The sequence below is a fragment of the Streptomyces sp. NPDC091371 genome, from assembly GCF_040684275.1.
GTDB lineage: Bacteria > Actinomycetota > Actinomycetes > Streptomycetales > Streptomycetaceae > Streptomyces.
The window spans coordinates 190,791-216,403 of sequence record NZ_JBFBFP010000005.1; the positions used below are offsets into that span (position 1 = coordinate 190,791).

Annotated in this window: 24 protein-coding genes; 13 read left to right on the forward strand and 11 right to left on the reverse strand. The window is 71.1% G+C overall.

Features of this window, described 5'->3' with window-relative positions:
* Nucleotides 1-5: 5 nt before the first annotated feature.
* Complete coding sequence (locus AB0O21_RS09170; protein WP_365168157.1) at nucleotides 6-1,211, reverse strand: bifunctional adenosylcobinamide kinase/adenosylcobinamide-phosphate guanylyltransferase; 1,206 nt, start codon at nucleotides 1,209-1,211, stop codon at nucleotides 6-8.
* A gap of 91 nt (nucleotides 1,212-1,302) precedes the next feature.
* Between AB0O21_RS09170 and AB0O21_RS09175 the strand changes: the two genes are divergently transcribed.
* Entirely contained in the window at nucleotides 1,303-1,515 is a 213-nt protein-coding gene (locus AB0O21_RS09175) for a hypothetical protein (RefSeq protein ID WP_365168160.1), read from the forward strand.
* Between the two features lie 278 nt (nucleotides 1,516-1,793).
* Here AB0O21_RS09175 and AB0O21_RS09180 read toward each other — a convergent pair whose 3' ends face one another.
* Both AB0O21_RS09180 and AB0O21_RS09185 read right to left on the reverse strand, forming a co-directional pair.
* Nucleotides 1,794-2,504 (reverse strand): class I SAM-dependent methyltransferase, encoded by a 711-nt coding sequence (locus AB0O21_RS09180; protein WP_365168162.1) that lies wholly within the window; start codon nucleotides 2,502-2,504, stop codon nucleotides 1,794-1,796.
* Between the two features lie 74 nt (nucleotides 2,505-2,578).
* Nucleotides 2,579-3,178, reverse strand: a complete 600-nt coding sequence (locus AB0O21_RS09185; protein WP_365168165.1) for a DUF3043 domain-containing protein — start codon at nucleotides 3,176-3,178, stop codon at nucleotides 2,579-2,581.
* Nucleotides 3,179-3,433: 255 nt separating this feature from the next.
* Here AB0O21_RS09185 and AB0O21_RS09190 point away from each other — a divergent pair, with 255 nt between their 5' ends.
* Nucleotides 3,434-4,228 carry a PspA/IM30 family protein gene (locus tag AB0O21_RS09190; protein ID WP_365168167.1) on the forward strand — a complete coding sequence of 265 codons (795 nt, stop codon included), beginning with the start codon at nucleotides 3,434-3,436 and terminating at the stop codon, nucleotides 4,226-4,228.
* 13 nt (nucleotides 4,229-4,241) lie between these two features.
* Nucleotides 4,242-4,520: a hypothetical protein gene (locus AB0O21_RS09195; protein ID WP_365168169.1), complete on the forward strand. Its 279-nt coding sequence runs from the start codon at nucleotides 4,242-4,244 to the stop codon at nucleotides 4,518-4,520.
* Between the two features lie 71 nt (nucleotides 4,521-4,591).
* Here AB0O21_RS09195 and AB0O21_RS09200 read toward each other — a convergent pair whose 3' ends face one another.
* Complete coding sequence (locus AB0O21_RS09200; RefSeq protein WP_365168171.1) at nucleotides 4,592-5,368, reverse strand: hypothetical protein; 777 nt, start codon at nucleotides 5,366-5,368, stop codon at nucleotides 4,592-4,594.
* Between the two features lie 70 nt (nucleotides 5,369-5,438).
* Here AB0O21_RS09200 and AB0O21_RS09205 point away from each other — a divergent pair, with 70 nt between their 5' ends.
* From AB0O21_RS09205 to AB0O21_RS09215, 3 genes are all read left to right on the forward strand, one after another.
* The gene (locus AB0O21_RS09205) at nucleotides 5,439-6,260 is read left to right on the forward strand and encodes an adenosylcobinamide-GDP ribazoletransferase (protein WP_365168174.1); all 822 of its coding nucleotides are present in this window, start codon (nucleotides 5,439-5,441) and stop codon (nucleotides 6,258-6,260) included.
* Between the two features lie 33 nt (nucleotides 6,261-6,293).
* Nucleotides 6,294-7,022, forward strand: coding sequence for a response regulator transcription factor (locus tag AB0O21_RS09210; protein ID WP_365168176.1), 729 nt, complete (start codon nucleotides 6,294-6,296; stop codon nucleotides 7,020-7,022).
* A 146-nt stretch (nucleotides 7,023-7,168) separates the two neighbouring features.
* The gene (locus AB0O21_RS09215) at nucleotides 7,169-10,288 is read left to right on the forward strand and encodes an efflux RND transporter permease subunit (RefSeq protein WP_365168178.1); all 3,120 of its coding nucleotides are present in this window, start codon (nucleotides 7,169-7,171) and stop codon (nucleotides 10,286-10,288) included.
* A gap of 64 nt (nucleotides 10,289-10,352) precedes the next feature.
* Here AB0O21_RS09215 and AB0O21_RS09220 read toward each other — a convergent pair whose 3' ends face one another.
* From AB0O21_RS09220 to nadA, 3 genes are all read right to left on the reverse strand, one after another.
* Complete coding sequence (locus AB0O21_RS09220; RefSeq protein WP_365168181.1) at nucleotides 10,353-12,695, reverse strand: TCP-1/cpn60 chaperonin family protein; 2,343 nt, start codon at nucleotides 12,693-12,695, stop codon at nucleotides 10,353-10,355.
* The gene (locus AB0O21_RS09225; RefSeq protein WP_365168183.1) at nucleotides 12,682-13,071 is read right to left on the reverse strand and encodes a hypothetical protein; all 390 of its coding nucleotides are present in this window, start codon (nucleotides 13,069-13,071) and stop codon (nucleotides 12,682-12,684) included. Before AB0O21_RS09225 ends, AB0O21_RS09220 begins: the two co-directional genes overlap by 14 nt.
* 84 nt (nucleotides 13,072-13,155) lie before the next feature.
* Complete coding sequence (gene nadA, locus AB0O21_RS09230) at nucleotides 13,156-14,343, reverse strand: quinolinate synthase NadA (RefSeq protein ID WP_365168185.1); 1,188 nt, start codon at nucleotides 14,341-14,343, stop codon at nucleotides 13,156-13,158.
* 300 nt (nucleotides 14,344-14,643) lie between these two features.
* Here nadA and erpA point away from each other — a divergent pair, with 300 nt between their 5' ends.
* Nucleotides 14,644-15,000 (forward strand): iron-sulfur cluster insertion protein ErpA, encoded by a 357-nt coding sequence (erpA, locus tag AB0O21_RS09235; RefSeq protein WP_030010511.1) that lies wholly within the window; start codon nucleotides 14,644-14,646, stop codon nucleotides 14,998-15,000.
* 109 nt (nucleotides 15,001-15,109) lie between these two features.
* On the opposite strand, the gene AB0O21_RS09240 is transcribed toward erpA, so the two are convergent.
* Together AB0O21_RS09240 and AB0O21_RS09245 are read right to left on the reverse strand one after the other, a co-directional pair.
* Entirely contained in the window at nucleotides 15,110-16,591 is a 1,482-nt protein-coding gene (locus tag AB0O21_RS09240) for a hypothetical protein (RefSeq protein WP_365168188.1), read from the reverse strand.
* 77 nt (nucleotides 16,592-16,668) lie between these two features.
* Entirely contained in the window at nucleotides 16,669-16,908 is a 240-nt protein-coding gene (locus tag AB0O21_RS09245) for a hypothetical protein (RefSeq protein WP_365168190.1), read from the reverse strand.
* A gap of 133 nt (nucleotides 16,909-17,041) precedes the next feature.
* Between AB0O21_RS09245 and AB0O21_RS09250 the strand changes: the two genes are divergently transcribed.
* Entirely contained in the window at nucleotides 17,042-18,019 is a 978-nt protein-coding gene (locus tag AB0O21_RS09250; protein WP_365168192.1) for a carbohydrate kinase family protein, read from the forward strand.
* A gap of 162 nt (nucleotides 18,020-18,181) precedes the next feature.
* Here the strand turns inward: AB0O21_RS09250 and AB0O21_RS09255 are convergent, their stop codons facing one another.
* Nucleotides 18,182-19,561: an aminotransferase class V-fold PLP-dependent enzyme gene (locus AB0O21_RS09255; RefSeq protein ID WP_365168194.1), complete on the reverse strand. Its 1,380-nt coding sequence runs from the start codon at nucleotides 19,559-19,561 to the stop codon at nucleotides 18,182-18,184.
* 283 nt (nucleotides 19,562-19,844) lie between these two features.
* Between AB0O21_RS09255 and coxB the strand changes: the two genes are divergently transcribed.
* From coxB to AB0O21_RS09275, 4 genes are all read left to right on the forward strand, one after another.
* A complete protein-coding gene (gene coxB, locus AB0O21_RS09260) occupies nucleotides 19,845-20,816 on the forward strand; it encodes a cytochrome c oxidase subunit II (protein WP_365168197.1) in 972 nt (323 codons plus the stop codon).
* Nucleotides 20,813-22,546, forward strand: a complete 1,734-nt coding sequence (ctaD, locus tag AB0O21_RS09265; RefSeq protein ID WP_365168200.1) for a cytochrome c oxidase subunit I — start codon at nucleotides 20,813-20,815, stop codon at nucleotides 22,544-22,546. The genes coxB and ctaD overlap by 4 nt, the downstream gene beginning before the upstream one ends.
* Nucleotides 22,543-22,941 (forward strand): cytochrome c oxidase subunit 4, encoded by a 399-nt coding sequence (locus tag AB0O21_RS09270; protein WP_365168202.1) that lies wholly within the window; start codon nucleotides 22,543-22,545, stop codon nucleotides 22,939-22,941. Before ctaD ends, AB0O21_RS09270 begins: the two co-directional genes overlap by 4 nt.
* Before the next feature lie 124 nt (nucleotides 22,942-23,065).
* On the forward strand, nucleotides 23,066-24,313 hold the full coding sequence (locus tag AB0O21_RS09275; protein ID WP_365168205.1) for an Ig-like domain-containing protein: 1,248 nt from the start codon (nucleotides 23,066-23,068) through the stop codon (nucleotides 24,311-24,313).
* Between the two features lie 72 nt (nucleotides 24,314-24,385).
* Here AB0O21_RS09275 and AB0O21_RS09280 read toward each other — a convergent pair whose 3' ends face one another.
* The gene (locus AB0O21_RS09280) at nucleotides 24,386-24,787 is read right to left on the reverse strand and encodes a hypothetical protein (protein ID WP_365168207.1); all 402 of its coding nucleotides are present in this window, start codon (nucleotides 24,785-24,787) and stop codon (nucleotides 24,386-24,388) included.
* 200 nt (nucleotides 24,788-24,987) lie between these two features.
* Between AB0O21_RS09280 and AB0O21_RS09285 the strand changes: the two genes are divergently transcribed.
* The gene (locus tag AB0O21_RS09285; protein WP_365168210.1) at nucleotides 24,988-25,608 is read left to right on the forward strand and encodes a heme-copper oxidase subunit III; all 621 of its coding nucleotides are present in this window, start codon (nucleotides 24,988-24,990) and stop codon (nucleotides 25,606-25,608) included.
* Nucleotides 25,609-25,613 lie beyond the last annotated feature (5 nt).

Consider the following 25,613-nt stretch of genomic DNA (forward strand, 5'->3'; position numbering starts at 1 on the left):
CTCGGCTACTCCTTGAGTACGGTCGCCTGCCCGGCCACGACGAGCAGTACGTGTTCGCACTCGCCCGCGACGGTGGCGTTCAGCCGGCCCAGCTCGTCGCGGAAGCGGCGCCCCGACGCCGTCGCGGGGACGACGCCCCCGCCCACCTCGTTGCTGACCAGCACCACCCGGCGGCGGGCCGCGCGCACCGCCGCCACCAGCTCCTCGGTCCGCTCGCGCAGGTCCTTCTGCCCGGTCGCGGCCCAGACCGCGTCGTCCCACGCCCCGGCCCGGTCCATCGCGTCGGTGAGCCACAGGGCCAGGCAGTCGATGAGCAGCGGCGGACCGGGCTCCGCGAGCAGCGGCGCCAGTTCGCAGGTCTCCAGCGTCCGCCAGCTCCCCGGCCGGCGCTCGCGGTGCAGGCCGATCCGCTGGGCCCACTCCGCGTCCCCGTCCCGAGTGCCGCCGGTGGCCACGTAGACCACCTCGGGGAAGGACTCCAGCCGCCGCTCCGCCTCCACGGACTTGCCCGAGCGGGCCCCGCCCAGCACCAGGGTCCGGCGCGGCAGGTCCGGCACGGCGTGGAACTCCCCGACGATCACGGTGGTCCCGTCCCGTACGGCCCGTGCCCCGGCGGCCGCGCACCGGCGCTCCAGCTCCCGGCCGGGCGGGGTGTCGTGGTCCAGGTGGACGGCGATCACGTCCGTGGCCGGGCCGACGGCACCGCTCGCGCGCAGCCGGGCCAGGGCCTCGGGCCGGCCCAGCACATCGGCGAGCACCATGTCGTACGGCCGCTGATGCGTCGTCCCGTTGGTCCCGGCGGGCGCGCCGCCGGGCGGCAGGTACAGCAGCCGGCCGCCGTCCGGGCCCGTCACCTCGTAGCCGGTGCCCGGCGCGTCCATCGGTACCGCCCGCACCCGGTGCCCCGAGATCACCGACAGCTCCCGCCCGTCCGGGACCCGCCCGGCGGCCGGCAGCCCGGGCGGCAGCTCCACGGCGGGCCCGTCGTGCGGGTGGGTCAGCAGGACCTGCCGTACGCCGGCCAGCGAATGCCCGGCCCGGGCGCCGGCCAGCACCGCCCCGGGGGTCAGGTCGAGCAGCAGCGCCCCGTCGACGAGTACGGCCGTGGCGGCCCTGGATCGGGTGCCCACGGACACCGCGCAGGCCGCACAGGGACAGCCGGGGCGGGGCAGGCCCTGGGGTGTGCCGGTGCCGAGCAGAGTGAGTTCCACAGGATGATCCTCCCGCGTCCCCGAGAGTGCTGCGCGCCCGGTTACTCTGCGGGCACACTCAAGGACAGACGGACGAGCAACGGAGGCGGACATGGCGTGGACGTGGCGGTTCGAGAAGGCCGACGGCACGGAGACGGCCCCGGCGGTGGTACCCGAGGAGTTCACCACGCAGGGGGATGCGGAGTCCTGGATCGGTGAGGTCTGGAAGGACCTGCTGGAGGGCGGCGCCGAGCGGGTTCGCCTGTCGGACGACGGCGGGGTGGAGATCTACGCGATGTCCCTGCGGGAGGCCCTCGACGCGTGACCCCTGCGGGGTTGCTCTGCGGGGTCCGGGTGCGGCGCCGCTGCCGGGGCGCTGCCCCGGACCCCGCGCCTCAAACGCCGGCGAGGCTGAAATTTGCCGCACCTGGCCGACGGCAGGGGCAAAATCCAGCCCGTCCGGCGCTTGAGGACCGGGGTCTGGGGCGGAGCCCCAGTTACGGGAAGGGGCGGGGTGGGGGAGAGGCCCCGCGCAGCGGCCCGCCCCACCCCGCCCCGGCCGGAGCGGCACGCCCCCGAGGAACCGCAGGCCCCGCCGGGAGGCTACTGGCCGCGGACGCCGCAGAGGTGGAGGAGGGCGGCCACGCCGCGGTAGGGGTCGGTGCGGCCCGCGCGGTCCTCGGCGGCGAGGAGGCGTTCCAGTTCCTCGTCCGGCGGGAGGGACTCGCCCGCCTCGGTGCCGTCGGTGAAGACGCGGACCCCGTACCAGGACTGGAGGGGGGCGCCGATGCCGGACAGGGTGGCCGTCAGGCCGGCCAGCCGGTCGGCGCGGACGTCCAGGCCGAGGCGGTTCGTGTAGTCGACGGTGTCGAAGGCGGCCAGCGCGCCCTTCCAGTCGCCGTCCAGCCCCGGCCGCATGGCGAGCGCGTCGCCGTTGCGGACCAGCAGGGACAGGAGGCCTCCGGGGGCGAGCATGCGGGCCAGCCCGGCGAGCATGGCGTCCGGCTCGGGCACGTACATCAGCACCCCGTGGCACAGCACCACGTCGAAGCTGCCCGGCAGGAAGTGCGCGCCGGTCTCGCGGCCGTCGCCCTCCAGGAGCCGGACCCGGTCCTGGATTCCGGCCGGCTCCTGCCGGAGCGCCTCACGGGCGACGGCGAGCATGCCGGGGTCCTGCTCCAGGCCCGTCACCTTGTGCCCGGCGCGGGCGAGGCGCAGCGCCTGCGTGCCCTGCCCCATGCCCACGTCGAGAACGCGCAGCCGCTGCCCTACCGGGAAGCGCTGCGCGATCTGTTCGTCGACCTGCCGGCCCACGAGTTCCTGGCGGACGGCATTGCGCAGTCCGCCCAGGCCCTCCAGCCAGAGCCGGGCGCCTTCGGAGAATCCGCTCAGGGCCGTTCCCCGCGCTTGACCTGCGGCTTCGGCAGGCGAAGCCGGCGCATCTGGAGCGTGCGCATGAGGCCGTACGCGACGGCGCCGCGGCGCGGCTCGTTCGCGAAGCGCTCGTTCAGGGCCTTGCGCAGGCGGAACACCAGGCCGATGGAGTCGACGATGATCAGGGCGATCACGCCGAGCCACAGCAGCAGGGCGATGTTCTGGATGGCCGGCTGGCGGACCATGCTCAGCACCAGGATGATCACAGCCAGGGGCAGGAACATCTCGGCGACCGAGAAGCGGGAGTCCACGTAGTCGCGGACGAAGCGGCGGACGGGGCCCTTGTCACGCGCGGGCAGGTAACGCTCGTCGCCGCTGGCCAGCGCCTCGCGCTGCTTGGCCATCTCCACGCGACGGCGCTCACGGGCTCGCTTGGCATCCTCCTTGCGGTTGCCGGTCGAGGCCACGACGGCCTTGCGCTGCGACTGGGCCACAGCACGCTTCGGCGTCGGGCGGCCCTTGGGGGCCTGCGGGTCACGGGGCTGCGAGAGGTCGGCGCTCACCTTGTCGGTGGCGGCGGCCTTCTCTTCCTTGGAGGAGCGGCTACCAAACACAAACCCAACCCTACGTGGTCGAGCGCATGGGCCCCACCCCGGCGGGGAACGATCCGGCAACGGCGCGCGTCCTCCTCGGTGCGAGGCTCGTCGGGGGCGCACCTACTCCTCACGCCTGATACGGCGGGGGCGGAGTCGTCCTGGAGGAGGAGCGCATCCGTACTCGAACAGTGCGGTAATGGAGACAGGCCCCGTACTGTGGGTCTTGTCGGTGACCTGGAGCACAGTCCGTCTAGAAGGGGGCGCGCGAAGCCCATGAGCGGTGTCATGAAGCGTATGGGGATGATCTTCCGCGCGAAGGCGAACAAGGCCCTTGACCGGGCCGAGGACCCGCGCGAGACCCTCGACTACTCGTACCAGAAGCAGCTGGAGCTGCTTCAGAAGGTGCGTCGCGGAGTCGCCGACGTGGCGACCTCCCGCAAGCGCTTGGAGCTGCAGCTGAACCAGCTGCAGGGGCAGTCGGCCAAGCTGGAGGACCAGGGCCGCAAGGCGCTCGCCCTCGGCCGTGAGGACCTGGCGCGTGAGGCGCTGTCCCGTCGCGCCTCGCTCCAGCAGCAGGTCAGCGACCTGGAGGTGCAGCACCAGACGCTGCAGGGCGAGGAGGAGAAGCTGACCCTCGCCGCCCAGCGGCTGCAGGCCAAGGTGGACGCCTTCCGGACGAAGAAGGAGACCATCAAGGCCACCTACACCGCGGCCCAGGCGCAGACGCGGATCGCCGAGTCCTTCTCCGGCATCTCCGAGGAAATGAGCGACGTCGGCCTGGCCATCCAGCGGGCCGAGGACAAGACCGCCCAGCTCCAGGCCCGGGCCGGCGCGATCGACGAGCTGCTGGCCTCGGGCGCGCTCGACGACCAGAGCGGGCTCGGCACCAAGGACGACATCCAGGCCGAGCTGGACCGCCTCTCGGGCGGTACGGACGTCGAGCTGGAGCTCCAGCGCATGAAGGCCGAGCTGGCGGGCGGCCCGTCCGCCCAGCAGCAGGCGATCGAGGGCGGCGCCCCGGGCACCGGCCAGCAGTCGCAGAACCAGCACCGGTTCGACAAGCAGTAGAACGGGGCCCGTCGTGATTGTCCGCATCATGGGGGAAGGCCAGGTGAAGGTGGCCGAGAGCCACTTCGCCGAGCTCAACAAGCTGGACGACGAGCTGCTCGCGGAGATGGAGAGCGGCGACGAGGAGGGCTTCCGGCGCACGCTGGGCGCGCTGCTCGAAGCCGTGCGGCGGCTCGGCGAGCCCCTGCCGGACGAGGCGCTGGAGCCGTCCGAGCTGATCCTGCCCGGTCCGGACGCGACGCTGGACGAGGTCAGGGACATGCTCAGCGACGACGGGCTGATCCCCGGCTGAGCGCGCACCAGGTCACGGCCACGAGCTGACGGGCCCGCCCCCACTTATTCTGGGGGCGGGCCCGTCGTCGTTCACTCGTCAGCCGATTTCTCCAGGGAGACGGCGGGGCGCTCCGGGTCCGGGGTCCCCCCGATGAAGTTCTCGAACTTGCGCCGGGGCGCCGCCCAGCGCCGGTCGTGGTGGAAGGCGCGCAGGCCGGCCTTGGCGCGGGCGCGCGGGCGTTTCGCGTAGAACTTCTTCGCGTACGGAGAACCGGGCCGGGCCAGCCGGACCGCGCCGACGAGCGCCACGAACGGGATGACCACGCCGAAGATGGCGGTGCGGGCCTTGCCCTTCCACAGGGCGATCAGGGCGAGGAAGAAGTTGGTGGCCGTGTTCATGGCGACCAGGCCGCGGCTCTGGCGTTCCTCGTCGGTCAGGTCGTTCACCCCGAACGGCACGAACCCTCCCAGGACCAGGGCCACCAGCGCGGCCGTCAGGACGACGACCTCCACGCTCTTGCGGCCCTCCTCGCTCCAGTACACGTCGTCGAGGTGCAGGATCAGCGCGAACTCGTCCAGGACCAGGCCGGCCCCCAGCCCGAAGATCACGGCCGAGAGCGCCGCGCCGAAGCCGTGCCGGGCGCTGCCGACCGCGCCGAAGCCGCCGATGATCACGAGGATGACGCCGGGCACCACGTGGTGGATGTGCATGCCGCCCGGCGTGACGTTGCGGAAGGGCCCCTTGCCGGCCCGGATCATCCGGGTGATCACACGGGTGACCAGGAACGACGTCACGAAGGAGAGCAGTGCGAGGAGCATGGGCAGCTTCCCCGGCTCGATGATGTTCCGGTACCACCAGTGACCCATCCCACTGACTCCCTATTTGGTAGGTAATGGGCAATTTACCGTCCGTGGTGAGCGGGTAGCGTTCGCGCCGATGACAGATTCGTTCGAAGACCAGCCCCTCGCGCCGCCCGCGGACCGCGCCTCCCTCCTCGACGGCGTCCGCTTCGCCTTCGGCACGCTCACCGTGCTGCCCGCCCGCATCACCCGCTGGGACCGCCCCGCCGCCCGCACCGGGATGGCCTGCGCCCCGCTCGCCGGGCTGGTCGTGGGCCTGCTCGCCGCCGTGCCCGGAGTGCTCCTGCTGGTGCTCGGCGGCGGCCCGCTGCTCGCGGCGGCCGCCACCGTCGCCGTTCCGGCGGTGCTGACCCGGGGGCTGCACCTGGACGGGCTCGCCGACACCGCGGACGGCCTGGGCAGCGCCAAACCGGCCGAAGACGCGCTGCGCATCATGAAGCAGTCCGACATCGGGCCGTTCGGGGTCGTCACCCTGGTCATGGCGCTGCTGGTGCAGGTCGCCGCCCTGTCCGACGCCTACGCCGACAGCTGGGTGCGCGGCGCCCTCGCCGCCGTCACCGCCGCCGTCACCGCCCGCCTCGCGATGACCCTGGCCTCCCGCGAGGGTGTCCCGCCAGCCCGGCCCGAGGGGCTCGGCGCCGCCGTCGCCGGCGCGGTCCCGCGCCGCACGGCCGCCGCGCTGGCCGCCCTGACCACGGTGGCCGCCGCGGCCGCCGCCCTCCCGCTCGGCCTCCCGGAGGCCGCCCGCGCCGCCGCGGCGGTCCTGGCGGCCCTGCTCGTCGCGGACCGGCTGCTGCGCCGCTGCGTGCGCCGCTTCGACGGGGTCACCGGAGACGTCTTCGGCGCCCTCGCCGAAGTCTCCGCGACCACCGCCCTGATCGTGCTCGCCCTCGGCTGACCCCGCGCGCCAAGGCCCGCGTACGCTCGCCCCGTGGACCACACTCCGACGCAGCCGACCGCCACCGCGCCGATCAGGGTGCTGCTCGCCGACGACCAGGCGCTGCTGCGCTCCGCCTTCAAGGTGCTCGTCGACTCCGAGCCCGACATGCACGTCGTGGGGGAGGCCTCCGACGGGGCGCAGGCCTTCGCGCTCGCCCGCGAGACCCGCGCCGACGTCGTGCTCATGGACATCCGGATGCCCGGCACCGACGGACTCGCCGCCACCCGCATGATCAGCGCGGACCCGGAACTCGCCGCCGTGCGCGTGGTGATGCTCACGACCTTCGAGGTCGACGAGTACGTGGTCCAGGCGCTGCGGGCCGGTGCCTCCGGGTTCCTCGGCAAGGGCGCCGAGCCCGAGGAGCTGCTCAACGCGATCCGGGTGGCCGCCGCCGGCGAGGCCCTGCTCTCCCCGGCCGCCACCAAGGGGCTCATCGCCACCTTCCTCGCCCAGGGCGGCGGCGCCGACCCGTCCGCCGCCGCGGCCTCGGCCGGCACGCACGCGGAGCGGCTCGCCGCACTGACCGTCCGCGAGCGCGAGGTCCTCGTACACGTGGCCGCCGGGCTGTCCAACGACGGGATCGCCGGCCGGCTGGAGGTCAGCCCGCTCACCGTCAAGACCCACGTGAACCGGGCCATGGCCAAGCTCGGCGCCCGCGACCGCGCCCAATTGGTGGTCATTGCCTACGAATCGGGACTGGTCCGGCCCCGCGCGGAGTAGCGGCGTACGCGGCGCAGTAGTACGGCGTACTGCGGACGCGGTATGCCGCACATAAGGACGGGACCTGGGAGCGACGCAACGCGCCCGGATCACGGGACAGGCTGGGAACGCCCTCGCGTTCGCCACTGCAGAGAGATCCCACACCCATGTCCTGGCTGTCCCGCTTCAGCCTTGCCCAAAGGGCGTTGATCGGCCTCGTGTCGCTCGTCGCGCTCCTCTTCGGCGCCATCGCCATCCCGCAGCTCAAGCAGCAGCTGCTGCCGTCCATCGAACTGCCGATGGTGTCCGTGCTCGCGCCGTACCAGGGCGCCTCGCCCGACGTGGTGGAGAAGCAGGTCGTCGAACCGATCGAGGCCATGCTCAAGGGCGTCGACGGAATCACCGGCATCACCTCCACCGCCAGCGAGGGCAACGCCCTCATCATGGCCACCTTCGACTACGGCGACAGCGGCACCAAGCAGCTCGTCGCCGACGTCCAGCAGGCCGTCAACCGGGCCCGGGTCCGGCTGCCCGCCGAGGTGGACCCGCAGGTGGTGGCCGGCTCCACCGACGACATCCCCACCGTCATCCTCGCCGTCACCTCCGACAAGGACCAGCAGGCCCTCGCCGACCAGCTGGAACGTTCCGTCGTCCCCGTCCTGTCGGACATCGACGGCGTCGGCCAGGTCACCGTCGACGGCGTCCAGGACCTCCAGGTCACCGTCACCCCCGACGACGCGAAGCTCGCGGCAGCCGGCCTCGACGGCGCCTCCCTCGCCCAGGGCCTCCAGGCGGGCGGCGCGACCGTCCCCGCCGGCTCCTTCGACGAGGCGGGCAAGAACCGGACCGTCCGCGTCGGCACCGGCTACACCTCCCTCGCCCAGGTCGAGGACCTGCGCCTCAGCCCCGGCCCGGGCAAGCCGGCGGTGCGCCTCGGCGACGTCGCCACCGTGAAGCAGGAGCCCGCCAAGGCCGTCTCCCTCACCCGCACCAACGGCAAGCCGAGCCTCGCCCTCGTCCTGACCATGGACAAGGACGGCAGCGCCGTCGCCATCTCCGACGCCGTCAAGGACAAGCTGCCCGAGCTGCGCTCCACCCTCGGCGCGGGCGCCGAGCTCACCGTCGTCAGCGACCAGGGCCCGGCCGTCGCCAAGTCCATCTCCAGCCTCACCACCGAGGGCATGCTCGGCCTGCTCTTCGCGGTGATCGTGATCCTGGTGTTCCTGGCCTCGCTGCGCTCGACGCTGGTCACCGCGGTCTCCATCCCGCTGTCCGTCGTCCTCGCGCTGATCGTGCTCTGGACCCGCGACCTGTCGCTGAACATGCTGACGCTGGGCGCGCTCACCATCGCCATCGGCCGTGTCGTCGACGACTCGATCGTGGTCCTGGAGAACATCAAGCGCCACCTCGGCTACGGCGAGGAGCGCGAGAGCGCCATCATCACCGCGGTCAAGGAGGTGGCCGGCGCGGTCACCTCCTCCACGCTCACCACCGTCGCCGTCTTCCTGCCGATCGGCCTGGTCGGCGGCATGATCGGCGAGCTGTTCGGCTCCTTCTCGCTCACCGTCACCGCGGCCCTGCTGGCCTCGCTGCTCGTCTCGCTGACGGTCGTGCCGGTGCTGTCGTACTGGTTCCTCAAGGCACCCAAGGGCACGGCGGAGGATCCGGAACGGGCCCGCCGCGAGGCCGAGGAGAAGGAGGCCCGCAGCAGGCTCCAGCGCCTCTACGTACGGGTCCTGGGCTTCGCCACCCGCCGCCGCCTGACGAGCGTGGCCATCGCGGTCGTCGTCCTCGTCGGCACCTTCGGCATGACCCCGCTGCTCAAGACCAACTTCTTCGACCAGGGCGAGCAGGAGGTCCTGACGGTCAAGCAGGAACTGGCCCCCGGCACCTCCCTGGCCGCCACCGACGAGGCGAGCCGCAAGATCGAGCAGGTGCTCGCCTCGGTCGACGGCGTCAAGAGCCACCAGGTCACCGTCGGCTCCTCCGGCTTCCTCGCGGCCTTCGGCGGCGGCACGGGCTCCAACCAGGCCTCGTACCAGGTCTCCCTGAAGGACTCCGGCAAGGCGGAGACCGTCAAGAAGCAGATCGAGGGCAAGCTCGCCGCCCTCGACGGCATCGGCGAGACCCGGATCGCCGCGGGCGACGGCTTCGGCAACCAGAACCTCAGCGTGGTCGTCAAGGCCGGGGACGCCGGGGTCCTCGCGAAGGCCGCCGAGCAGGTCCGCGCCGAGGTGGCCACCCTCAAGAACGTCACCGACGTGCAGAGCGACCTTTCCCAGTCCGTGCCCCGCATCTCGGTGACCGCCACCCCCCGGACGGCCGAGGCCGGCCTGAACCAGGCCGCGCTCGGCGGGATCGTCGCGCAGGCCGTACGGGGCAACCCGGCGGGCAAGGCCGTACTGGACGACACCGAGCGGGACATCGTCATCAGGTCCGCGCAGCCGGCCACCACCCTGGCCCAGCTGCGGGCCCTCCCCGTCGGCCCCCTCAAGCTCGGTGACATCGCCGAGGTCAAGGAGGTCCCCGGCCCGGTCGCGATGACCCGGATCGACGGCGCCCGCGCCGCCACCATCACCGCGCGGCCGGTGGGCGACAACACCGGCGCGGTCAGCTCCGACCTCCAGACGAAGATCAAGGCCCTGAAGCTGCCGGAGGGCGCCACCGCTTCCATCGGCGGCGTCTCCGAGGACCAGGACGAGGCCTTCGCCTCGCTGGGCCTGGCCATGTTCGCGGCCATCGCGATCGTCTTCATGCTGCTGGTCGCGACCTTCCGCTCGCTGGTCCAGCCTCTGATCCTGCTGGTCTCCATCCCGTTCGCGGCGACCGGCGCGATCGGCCTGCTCCTCGTCACCGGCACGCCGATGGGCGTCCCCGCGATGATCGGCATGCTGATGCTCATCGGCATCGTCGTGACCAACGCGATCGTCCTGATCGACCTGGTCAACCAGTACCGGGCGCAGGGCCTCGGCGTCGTCGAAGCCGTCGTCGAGGGCGGCCGGCACCGACTGCGCCCGATCCTGATGACGGCCCTCGCGACGATCTTCGCGCTGCTCCCGATGGCCCTGGGCGTCACCGGCGAGGGCGGCTTCATCTCGCAGCCCCTCGCCGTCGTGGTGATCGGCGGCCTGGTCACCTCGACCCTGCTGACGCTGCTCCTGGTGCCGACGCTCTACACGATGGTGGAACTGCGCAAGGAGCGCCGCCGCGCGAAGAAGACGGCCCGCCTCACGGTGGTCCCGAACCCGTCGCAGCCGTCGGACGAGGGTTCCCCGGCCCGCGTCTGACCGGGCCGACCGACCCGAAGGGGCGCCTTGTCCGCATGGGGCGCCCCTTCGGCGTGCGTACGGCTCAGATCAGCGACAGGTAGGTCAGTACGGAGGCTTCGACGGAGCGGACGATCGCCAAGACGTCCACCGTGGGTATCCAGGAATAGGCCAGAACAGGCGTTGTGGTGATGCCGTCCTCCGCGTCGTAGGTGGCATCGGGCCAGTCCCGGTGGATCCGTGCGATCAGGGCCCCGGGGTCCTGCGCGCCGTGGTTCTCGGCCAGGGCGAACAGGGGCTGGTCGAGCGCCCGCAGCAATGCCGTCGTGGCCTCGTGCTCTGGCAGGCCGACCGTCGCGCCGAGCCGGTGCCCCGCCACCGCCAGCGCGGCGGCCCCACCGGGGAGGATGCCTCGCTGCTGTGCCGCGATCCCCACGCGCAGAGCCTGCTGCACCTGCGAGATGGACCGCCGGGTTGCCGTTTCGTCCGTGCCGCCCACTGCGATCTCCGCGACGCGGCCCGCCAGCAGGTGGGGCGAGAGAACGGTGTATCGGCTTGCCTCGCGGTGCTCGATCTTGAGGCGCTCGATGTGAGCGGCGTGGAGGTCGGCGTCCCCGCCGCCACCGACCAGGGCCGTGAGGTGTGGGGCGACCACCGCCCGCCGGGCGGTGCCGAGGTCCTGTGGGGTGGCCGTCCGTATCCCCTGGGCCTGCTGGAAGACGCGGGCACCCGTGAAGAGCGACACGATGCCGGGCTGGAGCGCGAGCCAGTACGGGTCGGACCCGGGACAGTACGGGACGGAATCCGGCAGGGGTACGGGGACGCAGATGGGGCCGATCTCAGGAGTGTGCGCCGCGAAAGCGTCCAGGGCGTCCTCGCCGAATCCGGCGGCCACGACGAGAAGGGGCCGTCCGCCGAGCGTCGCGAGCGACCCGGCGGCCCGAGCGTCGGCTGCCGAGGAGACGCGTTCCGCACACAGCAGCACATGGGCCTCGCGCAGCACGCTCTGTCCCGTCACTTCGTCGGGGACGAGATGGCGCGAGAGGTGGGCGGAGCCCAGGATGCAGCCCTCGGAGATGTGGCAGGTGATGTCGCGCCCGGCGGACGGTGCGATGGCGATGTAGCCCCCGTCGGGGCAGCCGAAGCCGGTGCCGGTGCCGGTCAAGGCTTCGAGCACGGTTTTCAGTATCCAGGAGTCCGAAACCCGCGCCTGCATGGCCAGGACGAGGTCTTGTGCAGTGGTCGTCCAGTCCCGGACGAGGTTGAAGAGGATCGCGCGCGCCTTTTCCAGGACGACTGAGACCACTCTGACGAGCACCGTCGGATGGGCTCCCCGGGCCAGCGCCGGCTGGAGACCCCGTAGGACTGCCTCGAAGAGCACCACCGCCGTCGCGGTGCCGTCCTGGGTCCGCGCGTACTGGTCGGCCACGAGATCGCGGACGAGGCCGGTCCCGATCGCCGCGTGGCCGATCCCGGTGGGCAGGGCCGCGACGATCTCCCGGGTGTCGGTGCTGCCGTACGGTGTCCCGTCCGGGCCGGTGAGGAGGACCTTCCGCGGGATCGGTCCCAGGGTCCGGCGCAGCGCCGCGGCGGCGGCCGAGACGGCGCCGAGGATCTCCACGGCCGGGCTGCCCAGGGTGGGCAGCGGCCGGGGAAGGGGCAGCGGCGCCGAGCCGGCGTCGGCCCGGCGGGCCACCTTCAACGTGCCCTGGCCGCCCAAGATCCAGCGCAGCGGGTTCTGCCGGGCATCGCGGGCCAGCATCTCCTCGCGGACATATCCGTACAGGTCCTCGACCGAGACCCAGCCGTCGCCGTCCCGGTCCGCCCGGCCCGAGCGCAGCCCCTCCACTGCCGCCGCTGTGAAGACGGACAGCTGCCCCTCTCCCGTGTCGGTGACCGGGCCGTCGCCCTCCCAGGCCTGCTGGAGGGCGTCCGTGGCCGTGATCACCGCGACCCCGGTGTCCTTGAACTCCTCCAGCAGGTGCACCTCCGTGTCCGCCGACTTCGTGCCGCCCGGCTTGAATGCCCCGCTGTAGCAGCAGTCCAGCAGCACCAGGATCTTGCGTGACGCGCAGCGGATCAGCTGGCCGTTGAGGAAGACCGCCGGGACGGAGGTCGAGTCGAGCAGGTCCCGGTTGGTGTTGGCAGCGGCGAAGTACAGCTGGAGCGTCGAGTCCTTGATGCCGTGGCAGGACATGTACAGCAGCAGCTGGTCGTCCGGCTTGCGACGTTTGAAGAAGCGCTCGATCTCTTGCTGCACGACATGCGCCGGCTGGTCGATGAGCGGCCGGACCGCGTAGTCGCCGATGCCGGGGTCGCTGAGCACCTCGGAGAGGCTCATCGCGTCCAGGCCGGGCGAGTTCAGCTGGTTCAGCCGGGTGTCCTTGTACGAGGAGGTGGCGACGACCAGCGCCTCACGCACCGCCACTGGGCGGCTCCTGAACCCTCGTGGTCCGGGCGATGAAGTGGTCCACCAGCGCCTGCCGCTGCTCGGGGCTCAGCTGGGAGGCCTCGAACTCGTCCTCCCCGAACTTCACCCGCACCCGCCGCGAGGCCGCCCACTGGGCCCAGGAGTCGAAGGCCGCGACCACCGAGGCGAACAGCGACGGCACGACGGCGACCAGGATTTCGGCGGTGCCGAGGCCACCGGACTTGGCACCGGGCGGCGCGGGTAGTTCCCGTACGCGGACCTCGTCCACGCCGAGCTCCTCCAGGGCCGCCACCAGCTCGGCCCGGGCCTCGGCCTGCTCCTGCCCGTCGGCGTCCGGACCTGCGTCGGCCAGTACCTCGATGTAGCGCGTCATGGCGGTCAACTCCCCTCCGTACCGGGGAGGTTAAACAAAAGGGGCACCCCGAGGGGTGCCCCTTCCAACGATCCGGCCCGTCGGCTACGGCAGCGCGAGCATCCGCTCCAGCGCGAGCTTCGCGAAGCTCTCCGTCTCCTTGTCGACCTGGATCTGGTTGACGAGGTTGCCCTCGGCCAGGGACTCCAGGGTCCACACCAGGTGGGGGAGGTCGATGCGGTTCATCGTCGAGCAGAAGCAGACCGTCTTGTCGAGGAAGACGACCTCCTTGTCCTCCGCGGCGAAACGGTTCGCCAGGCGGCGGACCAGGTTCAGCTCCGTGCCGATGGCCCACTTGGAGCCGGCCGGGGCCGCCTCCAGCGCCTTGATGATGTACTCCGTCGAGCCGACGTAGTCCGCCGCCGCGACGACCTCGTGCTTGCACTCGGGGTGCACCAGGACGTTCACGCCGGGGATCCGGGCGCGCACGTCGTTGACGGAGTCGACCGAGAACCGGCCGTGCACCGAGCAGTGGCCGCGCCACAGGATCATCTTGGCGTTCCGCAGCTCCTCGACGGTCAGGCCGCCGTTCGGCTTGTGCGGGTTGTAGAGCACGCAGTCGTCCAGCGACATGCCCATGTCGCGGACGGCGGTGTTGCGGCCCAGGTGCTGGTCCGGGAGGAAGAGCACCTTCTCGCCCTGCTCGAAGGCCCACTCCAGAGCCTTCTTCGCGTTGGAGGACGTGCAGATCGTGCCGCCGTGCTTGCCGGTGAAGGCCTTGATGTCGGCGGAGGAGTTCATGTACGAGACGGGGACGGTCGAACCGGCGATGCCGGCCTCGGTCAGCACGTCCCAGCACTCCGCGACCTGCTCGGCGGTGGCCATGTCGGCCATCGAGCAGCCGGCGGCCAGGTCCGGCAGGACCACCTTCTGGTCGTCCGAGGTCAGGATGTCCGCGGATTCGGCCATGAAGTGCACGCCGCAGAAGACGATGTACTCGGCCTCCGGCTTGGCGGCCGCGTCCTTGGCCAGCTTGAAGGAGTCGCCGGTGACGTCGGCGAACTCGATGACCTCGTCACGCTGGTAGTGGTGGCCGAGGATGAAGACCTTGTCGCCGAGCTTCTCCTTGGCCGCGCGGGCGCGCGCCACGAGGTCCGGGTCGGACGGCGAGGGCAGGTCGCCAGGGCACTCCACCCCGCGCTCGCTCTTGGGGTCGGCCTCACGGCCGAGCAGCAGCAGGGCAAGGGGCGTCGGCTGGACGTCCAAAGGCTGGGCGGTGGTCACGACACGCACCCTTTCTGTTCTGCGACAAGGGACTTCTGGAAGATCGCTTCGGCTTCTCGTCTATATGACGCTATCTATCATAACCGCTTCATGTCAGTTTGACGATGCCGATAGTGTCAATGTGACGCATCAGCCCGCGGATCCATCCCGTCCGCTAGGGTCCGCCCCCGCGCGGTGTGCGAGCATGAATATCTGAAACAAGCGTCGGGTCCCGGAATGAATCCGCGGTCCCGCTCGTTGCCACCGACGGCAAGAGTCCGACGTTTCCCCGTTCCGGCGGGGAGCCGCCCACTTCGGGAGTGAATGCAGATGTCCGTACAGGACGACAAGACCACTGTGAGCGACGGCATCCTCCTGTCCGACGCCGCCGCCGAGAAGGTCAGGACCCTGCTGGAGCAGGAAGGCCGCGATGACCTGGCGCTCCGCGTCGCCGTCCAGCCCGGCGGCTGCTCCGGCCTGCGCTACCAGCTCTTCTTCGACGAGCGCTCGCTCGACGGCGACGTCGTGAAGGACTTCGACGGCGTGAAGGTCGTCACGGACCGGATGAGCTCCCCGTACCTCCACGGCGCCTCCATCGACTTCGTCGACACCATCGAGAAGCAGGGCTTCACGATCGACAACCCGAACGCCACGGGCTCCTGCGCCTGCGGCGACTCGTTCAGCTAAACCTGGACGACGCGCACCGCGTACGAACGAGGGCCCGCCACCGGTCGCATCCGACCGGTGGCGGGCCCTCGCCGTATGCCCGGGGCCACGGGGCCACGGGGCCACGGGGCTACTGCCGGGGGAGCGGCTTGCCCGTGGTCGCGTCGAGCACCTTCCGCGCGCCCAGCGGCTGCTCGAGCGTGGCCGTGACGGACATCTCCTGCGCGAGCATGATGCAGGCCTGGCCGGGCTGGTTCGGGGTGTCCGTGATCTTCACCAGCACCGAATCGGCGGACTCCCGCGCCTCCAGCGCGTACGTGCTGCAGACGCTGCCCCAGAAGTTCACGGTCAGCTTCCGGTCCGCCTCCGCATACGAGAACCCGGGCACGGCGTGACCGCCCTTGCCGCCGGGAGTGGTCCCGGGGGGAGCCTGCGCCGCGGCCGGCTCGGCCACCGAGTGCCCGGGCGCGCCGCCCTGGCCCGCCACCTCGAAGAGCCAGGCCGGGACCAGGCCGCGAGCCCCGTCCACCGTCCCCGGCACCAGGCCGAGCACGGCGCCCTCGACCGTCTCCGTGCGCGGCGGCTTCATCGGCCGGGGGTCCGGGTTGCACGGCGGCGTGTCCGTGGCCCCTACCGCGGTGTCCGGATCCAGCGGGACGGAGGTCGCGCAGCCGCTGGGACCGGGGCCGGTGCCCTCCTGGCCGCTCGACCGCGCGTTCAGCCGGGCCAGCGCCTCCACGGCCCCGACCACCGGCTGCTCGGCCGCCCGTACGGGGGCCTTCAGCTCGCCGCTGCCCGCCACCACCGAGCCGTCGGCGGCGACGCTCACCCTGGTCGACCAGCCCTGCGTGGGCAGCCCGCCGAACGCCGGGTCGGCCGTCACCACGCGCACCGAGCCCTGGACGAGCCGCGCGTCGGGCCGGGTGCCCTCCAGGCCCGCGGCCACCAGGACCGGGCCCGCGGCGGCCTTCGCGGCCTCTTCCGACACCGGCTTGCCCGGCGCCGGGGTGCCGGCGTTCCCCGGGGCGCCCGCGCCCTCCGGGAGGGTGGCCGGGCCGCAGGTGTCCTTGCCGCGCACGCAGTTGTCCCCGGCGCCGTTGCCGGTGCCGTCCCCGCCCCGCTGGAAGCGGTTGAACTGCCACGTGCCGGGAGCCTTGAGGTTCACGGTGAGCAGCGGCCCCGAGCCGTCCGCGGCCTCACCGGCCAGCCAGAGCTCCCCGGTCAGCCGCGGGGAGCCCTGGATGCCGAGGGCCGCCGCGAGCCGGGCCACCTCCGCCGAGGCGACGTCCCCGGACGCGGCGAAGGTGGGCGCCGTTGCCGGGCCCTCCGGGAGCTTGACGTCGGCCCGGTACACCACCGGGCCGCCCGACGGGTCGGGCTCCCCGGGCGCGATGCCCGGCCCCGTCGGCTCACCGGCGCCACGGGGCGCGGCCGCCGCTTCGCTCCGGGAGGCGTCGCCGTACGCCGTGGACCCCCAGTACGCGGTCCCGCCGCCGACCAGCAGCACGGCGGCCGCGATCGAGCCGACGGCCCAGCCGGGCCGACGACGCGTGCCGCGTGATGTTTCCGCTGCGTCGGCCGTACCGGCCGTGTCGGGTTCTTCGCTGGTCACCGCATCGCTCCTTCACCCGTCCCACCTGCCTGATGCGGGTGTGACGAAGCAGAAGCGGAACCGGTTCCCTCCCGGTCCTACTGGTCCCCGTACGCCGCGGTGGAGGCGATCAGCCGCGCCGAGGCCGCCGGGACGCTGATCCCGTGGATCTGCGAGGGCGCCACCCGCACCGGCCGCGGGCCCGCGGGAACCGCCCAGTGCGGGGCCATGCGGGCGCAGTCGCCCAGCAGGCCGGCGAAACCTGGCTGACGCGGGCCTTCCGCGCCGGGGCGCTCGGCGGTGTACTCGGAGTAGCCGAAACCGTCGGTGTAGGTCATGCAGGCACCGTAGGCACCGCCGATCGCGCGAAGAAAGACCTACTACGGGGTAGTTTCGTGCGTTCGGCTCGGCCTCGCTTACCGGGTAGTTTTGAATGTCCCCCTTGCCGTCCTCCGCAGGAGCGTCCACGCCGTGCGCATCGCAGTCACCGGCTCCATCGCCACCGACCACCTCATGACCTTCCCGGGCCGTTTCGCCGACCAGCTCGTCGCGGACCAGCTCCACACGGTCTCCCTCTCCTTCCTCGTCGACAACCTCGACGTCCGGCGGGGCGGCGTCGGCCCGAACATCTGCTTCGGCATGGGGCAGCTCGGCAGCCGCCCGATCCTGGTCGGGGCCGCCGGCTACGACTTCGACGAGTACCGCGCCTGGCTGGACCGGCACGGCGTCGACACCGAGTCCGTCCGCATCTCCGAGGTGCTGCACACCGCGCGCTTCGTGTGCACCACGGACGTCGACCACAACCAGATCGGCTCCTTCTACACGGGCGCGATGAGCGAGGCCCGCCTGATCGAGCTGAAGTCGGTCGCCGACCGCGTGGGCGGGCTCGACCTGGTCCTCATCGGCGCGGACGACCCCGAGGCGATGCTGCGCCACACGGAGGAGTGCCGGACGCGGGGGATCCCCTTCGCCGCCGACTTCTCGCAGCAGATCGCCCGCATGGACGGCGAGAACATCCGCACCCTGATGGAGGGCGCGACGTACCTCTTCTCGAACGAGTACGAGAAGGGCCTCATCGAGTCGAAGTCGGGCTGGACGGACGCGGAGATCCTGGCCAAGGTCGGCACCCGGGTCACCACGCTGGGCTCGCAGGGCGTGCGGATCGAGCGGGTCGGGGCGGAGCCGATCGTCGTCGGCTGCCCCGAGGAGAACGCGAAGGTCGACCCGACGGGCGTCGGCGACGCGTTCCGCGCCGGGTTCCTCACGGGGCTGGCGTGGGGCGTCGGCCTCGAGCGCGCCGCGCAGGTGGGCTGCATGCTGGCGACCCTGGTCATCGAGACCCTGGGCACCCAGGAGTACACGCTCGCGCGGGCGCACTTCATGGAGCGCTTCACGAAGGCGTACGGCGACGAGGCCGCGGCCGAGGTCCAGGCCCACCTCTCCGCCTGACCCCCTGCGGGGTTGCTCCCGTGCCCTCGTCTGCGGCGCCGCCGCACGGGGGCGCCGCCCCCGGACCCCCGCGCCTCAAACGCCGGCGAGGCCGGGGGTTCCAGCCCCTCCGGCGTTTGAGGCGCGGGGTCTGGGGCGCAGCCCCAGTACGCGGGCCGCGGGTCAGTGCAGGCGGCGGACGGTGTACGCCACGCCCACCGGGCGGGGCGATTCCCCCACGTACGCGTGCCCCCGCATCCCGCACCACGCCGGGATGTCCAGCCGCGCCACCTCGTCGTCGGAGACGACCGTCACCGTGCCCCCCACCGGCACCCTGTGAATGGCCCGGGCCAGTTCGATCACCGGCTGCGGGCAGCGCAGCCCCAGCGCGTCGAGCTCGACGGAGTCCGCCACCGGCGCCACCGCGGGCGGCTCCGACACGCCCAACTGCTTCCGTACGTCCGCCACCGCGCCCGGCAGTACCTCCAGGAACGCGTTGACCTCCTCCGCCGGCGTGCCCGGCGGGAGCGAGACCCGTACGTTCCCCTCCGACAGCACCCCCATCGCCCGCAGCACATGACTCGGGGTCAGCGTGGAGCTGGTGCACGAGGAGCCCGAATTGACCGAGAAGCCCGCCCGGTCCAGCTCGTGCAGCAGCGTCTCCCCGTCGACGTACAGGCAGGAGAAGGTGACCAGGTGGGGGAGGCGGGCGTCGGGGTGGCCCACCACCTCCACGTCCGGCACCAGCCGGACCACCCGCCGCCGGATGCGGTCCACCAGGATCCGCAGCCGGGCCGCCTCCGCCTCCGCCTCGGCCCGCACGGCCCGCAGCGAGGCCGCCGCCGCCACGACCGCGGGGAGGTTCACGAAGCCGGGCGAACGGCCCGACTCCCGTTCGTCCGCCGGGCCTTGGGGCGAGAAGCGGACCCCCTTGCGGACCGCGAGCAGCCCCACCCCCGGCGGCCCGCCCCATTTGTGCGCGCTCGCCGCGAGCACCGACCAGGCGCCCTCCACCGGACCCCAGCCCAGCGACTGCGCCGCGTCGACGAGGAGCGGCACCCCGGCCGCGCCGCAGACCTCCGCGACCTCCGCCACCGGCTGGACCGTGCCCACCTCGTGGTTGGCCGACTGCAGGCAGGCCAGCGCGGTCGACGGGCCCAGCGCGTCCGCGTACCCGGCGGGGGACACCGCGCCGAACCGGTCCACGGGGACCTCCGCCACCGCACCGCCGTTCGCCGCGTGCACCTCGGCCGCGTGGAGTACAGAACTGTGTTCGACCGCGGACACGACCAGCCCGTTCCCGACACGCCGGCGCCCCGCGAGGGCCCCCGAGACCCCCGCGTGAACCGCGTGCGTCCCCGAAGGAGTGAACACGAGCTCGTCCGCGCGGCATCCCACCGCCTCCGCGGCCGCCTCCCGCGCCGCGTCCAGCAGCAGCCGGGCCTTCCTACCCTCCCGGTACAACCGGGCCGGATCGGCCCAGCCGTCGTCGAGGGAGGCCTGCAAGGCCTGGCGTGCCACGGGGTGCAGGGGCGCGGCGGACGCGCTGTCGAAGTACGGCATACGGGCACGCTAACCGGAGCCCGGCAGCCGCCGAGGTCAGGGGCCGTCAGATGGCTTCCGGAGCCCGCCATTCAGGGGTGTTGGACCCGTCCCCCGTACGGCGGATCCATCCCTTCGGGGGCCCTGGCGGCGCGTTGGGCACCCTCCCCGCGCGACCTCAAATAGCGTCCAGTAGGGTTTGGTCCGCATAAACATCCAAACCCCTGCCTGCGTCAGGGCCGGCGACCGACCCGAACACGGCCGCGGCCGGCCGCGCGGGCCGAGACTCTCGGGAAGGCGCTACGTGAGTCCCTACGGCTCCGACCGCTCGCCGCGGCGCCCGATGCGGCGGAAGCTGCTGCAGGCGCTGACTGCGGGCGTGGTCCTGGCGACCGCCACTGGTTGCTCGCTTAACTGGCAAGACTTTCCCCGCCTCGGAATGCCGACTCCGGTAACCGAGGAGGCGCCGCGCATCCTCTCCCTGTGGCAGGGATCCTGGGCGGCCGCGCTCATCACGGGCATCCTGGTCTGGGGCCTGATCATGTGGTCCGTCATCTTCCACCGGCGCAGCCGGACGAAGGTGGAGGTCCCCCCGCAGACCCGGTACAACATGCCCATCGAGGCGCTGTACACGGTGGTCCCGCTCATCATCGTCTCGGTGTTCTTCTACTTCACCGCGCGTGACGAGTCGAAGCTGCTGGCGCTCTCCAAGCCGCAGCACACCATCAATGTGGTCGGCTACCAGTGGAGCTGGGGCTTCAACTACATCGAGAACGTCGATGGAGACCCGGCCACCCCGAAGGCGGGAGCGGTTCCCAAGGAGCTCGCCTCCATCCCGGACCGCTTCACCAAGCAGTTCCCGGCGGGCGCCGAAGGTGTCTACACCAAGGGCGTCCCCAGCGACCGGAACCCGCAGACGGGCAACCCGGGTCCGACCCTCTGGCTCCCCAAGGGCGAGAAGGTCCGCTTCATCCTGTCGTCCAATGACGTCATCCACTCCTTCTGGGTGGTCCCCTTCCTGTTCAAGCAGGACGTCATCCCGGGCCACACCAACGTCTTCGAGGTCACCCCGACCGAAGAAGGCACTTTCATGGGCAAGTGTGCCGAGCTCTGCGGCGTCGACCACTCCCGGATGCTCTTCAACGTCAAGGTGGTCTCCCCGGAGCGCTACCAGGCGCACCTGAAGGAGCTGGCGGAGAAGGGTCAGACCGGCTTCCTCCCGGCCGGCATCAAGCAGACCGACCCGGCCCGGAACGCGGAGACGAACAAACTGTGAGCATCCTCAACGAATCCCAGGGTGCCGCCGCAGCTGACTCGTACGAGAACGAGCTGCCGGTACGGCGCAAGCAGCCGGGCAACGTGGTCGTGAAGTGGCTCACCACCACCGACCACAAGACCATCGGCACGATGTACCTGCTCACGTCGTTCGTGTTCTTCATCATCGGCGGCGTCATGGCTCTGTTCATGCGCGCCGAGCTGGCCCGCCCGGGCACGCAGATCATGTCGAACGAGCAGTTCAACCAGGCGTTCACGATGCACGGCACGATCATGCTGCTGATGTTCGCGACGCCGCTGTTCGCCGGTTTCGCGAACTGGATCATGCCGCTGCAGATCGGCGCGCCCGACGTGGCGTTCCCGCGGCTGAACATGTTCGCGTACTGGCTGTACCTCTTCGGCTCGATCATCGCGGTGGCCGGCTTCCTCACCCCGCAGGGTGCGGCCGACTTCGGCTGGTTCGCCTACTCGCCGCTGACCGACGCGGTCCGCTCGCCGGGCATCGGCGCGGACATGTGGATCATGGGTCTGGCCTTCTCCGGCTTCGGCACGATCCTCGGCTCGGTCAACTTCATCACCACGATCATCTGCATGCGCGCTCCGGGCATGACGATGTTCCGCATGCCGATCTTCACCTGGAACGTGCTGCTGACCGGTGTCCTGGTCCTGCTCGCCTTCCCGGTGCTGGCCGCCGCGCTCTTCGCGCTGGAGGCCGACCGCAAGTTCGGCTCGCACGTCTTCGACGCGGCCAATGGCGGCGCCCTGCTGTGGCAGCACCTCTTCTGGTTCTTCGGGCACCCAGAGGTGTACATCATCGCGCTGCCGTTCTTCGGCATCATCTCCGAGGTCATCCCGGTCTTCTCCCGCAAGCCGATGTTCGGTTACATCGGTCTGATCGCGGCGACGATCGCGATCGCCGGCCTCTCGGTGACCGTGTGGGCGCACCACATGTACGTCACCGGCGGTGTGCTGCTGCCGTTCTTCTCCTTCATGACCTTCCTGATCGCGGTACCGACCGGTGTGAAGTTCTTCAACTGGATCGGCACCATGTGGAAGGGCTCGCTGTCCTTCGAGACCCCGATGCTCTGGGCCGTCGGCTTCCTGGTCACCTTCACCTTCGGTGGCCTGACCGGCGTCATCCTGGCCTCGCCCCCGCTGGACTTCCACGTCTCCGACTCGTACTTCGTCGTCGCGCACTTCCACTACGTCATCTTCGGCACCGTGGTCTTCGCGATGTTCTCCGGCTTCCACTTCTGGTGGCCGAAGTTCACGGGCAAGATGCTGGACGAGCGCCTCGGCAAGATCACCTTCTGGACGCTGTTCGTGGGCTTCCACGGCACGTTCCTGGTGCAGCACTGGCTCGGTGCCGAGGGCATGCCGCGTCGCTACGCGGACTACCTCGCCGCCGACGGCTTCACCCTGCTGAACACGATCTCGACGATCAGCTCCTTCCTGCTCGGCCTGTCGATGCTTCCGTTCATGTACAACGTCTGGAAGACCGCCAAGTACGGCAAGAAGATCGAGGTCGACGACCCGTGGGGCTACGGCCGTTCGCTCGAGTGGGCGACCTCCTGCCCGCCGCCGCGGCACAACTTCCTCACCCTGCCGCGGATCCGTTCCGAGTCCCCGGCGTTCGACCTGCACCACCCGGAGATCGCGGCCCTCGACCACCTTGAGGACCACGCCGGTTCCAAGGCCGTCACCGGTGGCAGCAAGGAGGCCGGCAAGTGAAGATCCAGGGCAAGCTGTTCCTCTGGCTCTCCTTCTTCATCCTGATCATGGCCGTCGTGTACGGCGTGTGGTCGAAGGAGCCCGTCGGCACCACCGCGCTCTTCCTGGCCTTCGGCCTGAGCGTCATGATCGGCTACTACCTGGCCTTCACGGCCAAGCGCGTGGACGAGATGGCCCAGGACAACCTGGAGGCCGACGTCGCCGACGAGGCGGGCGAGCTGGGGTTCTTCTCCCCGCACAGCTGGCAGCCGCTCTCGCTGGCGGTCGGTGGCGCCTTCGCCTTCATGGCCGTCATCTTCGGCTGGTGGCTCCTGTACTTCTCCGCCCCGATCCTCGTGATCGGCCTGTGGGGCTGGGTGTACGAGTACTACCGCGGTGAGAACCAGAACCAGTAGCAACACCCGCGCGGCAGCGCCGCGTGGCACTTGGGGCCCGGACACCTCCAATGGAGGAGTCCGGGCCCCTCGTTTGCAGTCACCCCGCGCGCCGTAATTGTCATATCTTCATAGCGTTGGCCGCATGAAGCACTCACCGCGTCTTTGGACGGTACTCAGCTGCTCCCTGCTGGTCGCGTCCCTCGGGGCCGGCGCCACCGCCTGCGGGTCCGGCGATGGCAACCCGCTGTCCGCGCGCCCGTACGACGCGGGCGATCAGGTCGCCTTCAACCAGACCGTCGGCAGCCGCCCCGTGGACCCCGACAAGCCCCTGGAAGTCACCACGAAGGGGGACGAGGCCCGCATCACCGACGTGACGGTCGTGGACACCCACGGCCGCCGCCTGGCGGGCGAGCTGTCCGCCAAGGGGGACCGCTGGCACAACACCGTCCCGATGGCCGCGGGCGTCCGCTACACCGTCACCGTGAGCACGGAGAACGGGAAGGGGGCCCAGGGGCGGCGTACGGCCACGTTCGACACCACCCCGGCCAAAGGCGTCCTCAAGGTCGAATTCGGCCCGGACGCGGGCAAGTACGGCGTCGGACAGCCCCTGACGGCCGAACTCAGCGAACCCGTCAAGGAGAAGGCGGCCCGCGCCGTCGTCGAGAGGGGCCTGGTCGTCGACGCCCCGGCGGGCGTGGAAGGCGCCTGGCACTGGGTCGACGACAAGAGGCTGCACTACCGCCCCAAGGAGTACTGGCCGGCCAACACCACGGTCTCCGTACGGAGCAACCTGGAAGGCGTCCGCGTCTCCGACCACCTCTACGGGGCCGCGGCCAAGCCGCTGAAGCTGGAGATCGGCGACCGCGTCGAGGTCACCACCGACGCCTCCTCCCACTACCTCACGTTCCGGCGCAACGGAGAAGTGATCAACACCATTCCGGTGACCACCGGGAAGCCCGGCTTCTCCACCCGCAACGGGGTCAAGGTGGTGCTCGGCAAGCAGTACTTCGTCCAGATGCGCGGCGACACCGTCGGCATCGGCGGCAGCGAGTACTACAACCTTCCCGTCTACTACGCCACCCGGGTGACGTGGAGCGGTGAATACGTGCACGCCGCGCCGTGGTCCGTCGGCTCCCAGGGCTACGAGAACGTGAGCCACGGCTGCACCGGCATGAGCACCGGCAACGCCGCCTGGTTCTACGAGAACATCACCGAGGGCGACATCGTCAAGGTGATCAACAGCATCGGCGACGACATGGACATCTTCGGCAACGGCTTCGGCGACTGGAACATGGACTGGAAGGACTGGCGGCAGGGCAGCGCCCTCCTCAAGGGCACCCAGGAAGGCCGCAGCCCGATCGACCAGGCACGCCTGCGACCGACCGTCTGAGGCCCCATGCGCCTCCCCGCGCCCGCGCAGCCTCCGGGGCCCCCAGGGCCCCGGAGACGGCCTGTCGGACCGTCAGGCGTCCAGGGACAGCCGGGAGCGCAGCAGGCCCGCCAGGGCGTCGGGGAACTCCACCGGGTCCACCGGCAGGGTCACCGCCGCGTCCGCACGGCTCCACGTGGCCAGCCAGGCGTCCTGCGGGCGCCCCATCAGCAGCAGCACCGGCGGACACCGGAAGATCTCGTCCTTGATCTGCCGGCACACACCCATGCCCCCGGCCGGAACCGCCTCGCCGTCCAGCACGCACACGTCGACGCCGCCCGCGTCCAGTTCCGTCAGGACCGCCGGAAGCGTCGCGCACTCCACGAACTCCACCGGCGGCAGGTCCGCGGCCGGCCGGCGCCCCGCCGCCAGCCGCACCTGCTCCCGGGTGCCCGCGTCGTCGCTGTAGACCAGAACCCGCGCAGTCGCCCGCATTTCGTTCCTCCACGTGTCCCGTGAATCACGTTGATGTTGCGCGGGATGCTACTCCTCCCGGTGCGCTGTCAACATCGGTTCGGAGATGTCGCACGTGGGCCCCCGCGAGGGCCATCTGATGGGCCGTTCGGGCCTTGCACACGCCCCTGACACTCCGAACGGCACCCCCCGGGGTGAGGGCGGGATAAGCGACCGACATAATGTCGGTCGTGGCGACAGCAACGACAGTAGATACCGGGCACGCGCACCCGACGGTCAACCGGCCGAACCTCGTCAGCGTCGGAACCATCATCTGGTTGAGTTCCGAGCTGATGTTCTTCGCGGCCCTCTTCGCGATGTACTTCACCCTGCGATCCGTGACAGGCGCCGAGTTCTGGAAGCATCAGGCCGATTACCTGAACCTTCCCTTCTCGGCGACGAACACGACGATCCTGGTGCTCTCCTCGCTCACCTGCCAGCTCGGCGTATTCGCCGCCGAGCGCGGTGACGTGAAGAAGCTCCGGACGTGGTTCATCATCACGTTCGTCATGGGTGCGATCTTCATTGGCGGCCAGGTGTTCGAGTACACCGAGCTGGTCAAGCACGAGGGCCTGAGCCTCTCGTCAGACCCGTACGGCTCGGTGTTCTACCTGACCACCGGCTTCCACGGTCTGCACGTGACAGGCGGTCTCATCGCCTTCCTGCTGGTCCTCGGCCGGACGTACGCGGCCAAGAGGTTCACCCACGAACAGGCCACGTCGGCCATCGTCGTGTCCTACTACTGGCACTTCGTCGATGTCGTCTGGATCGGCCTCTTCGCGACGATCTACCTGATCAAGTAGCGAAC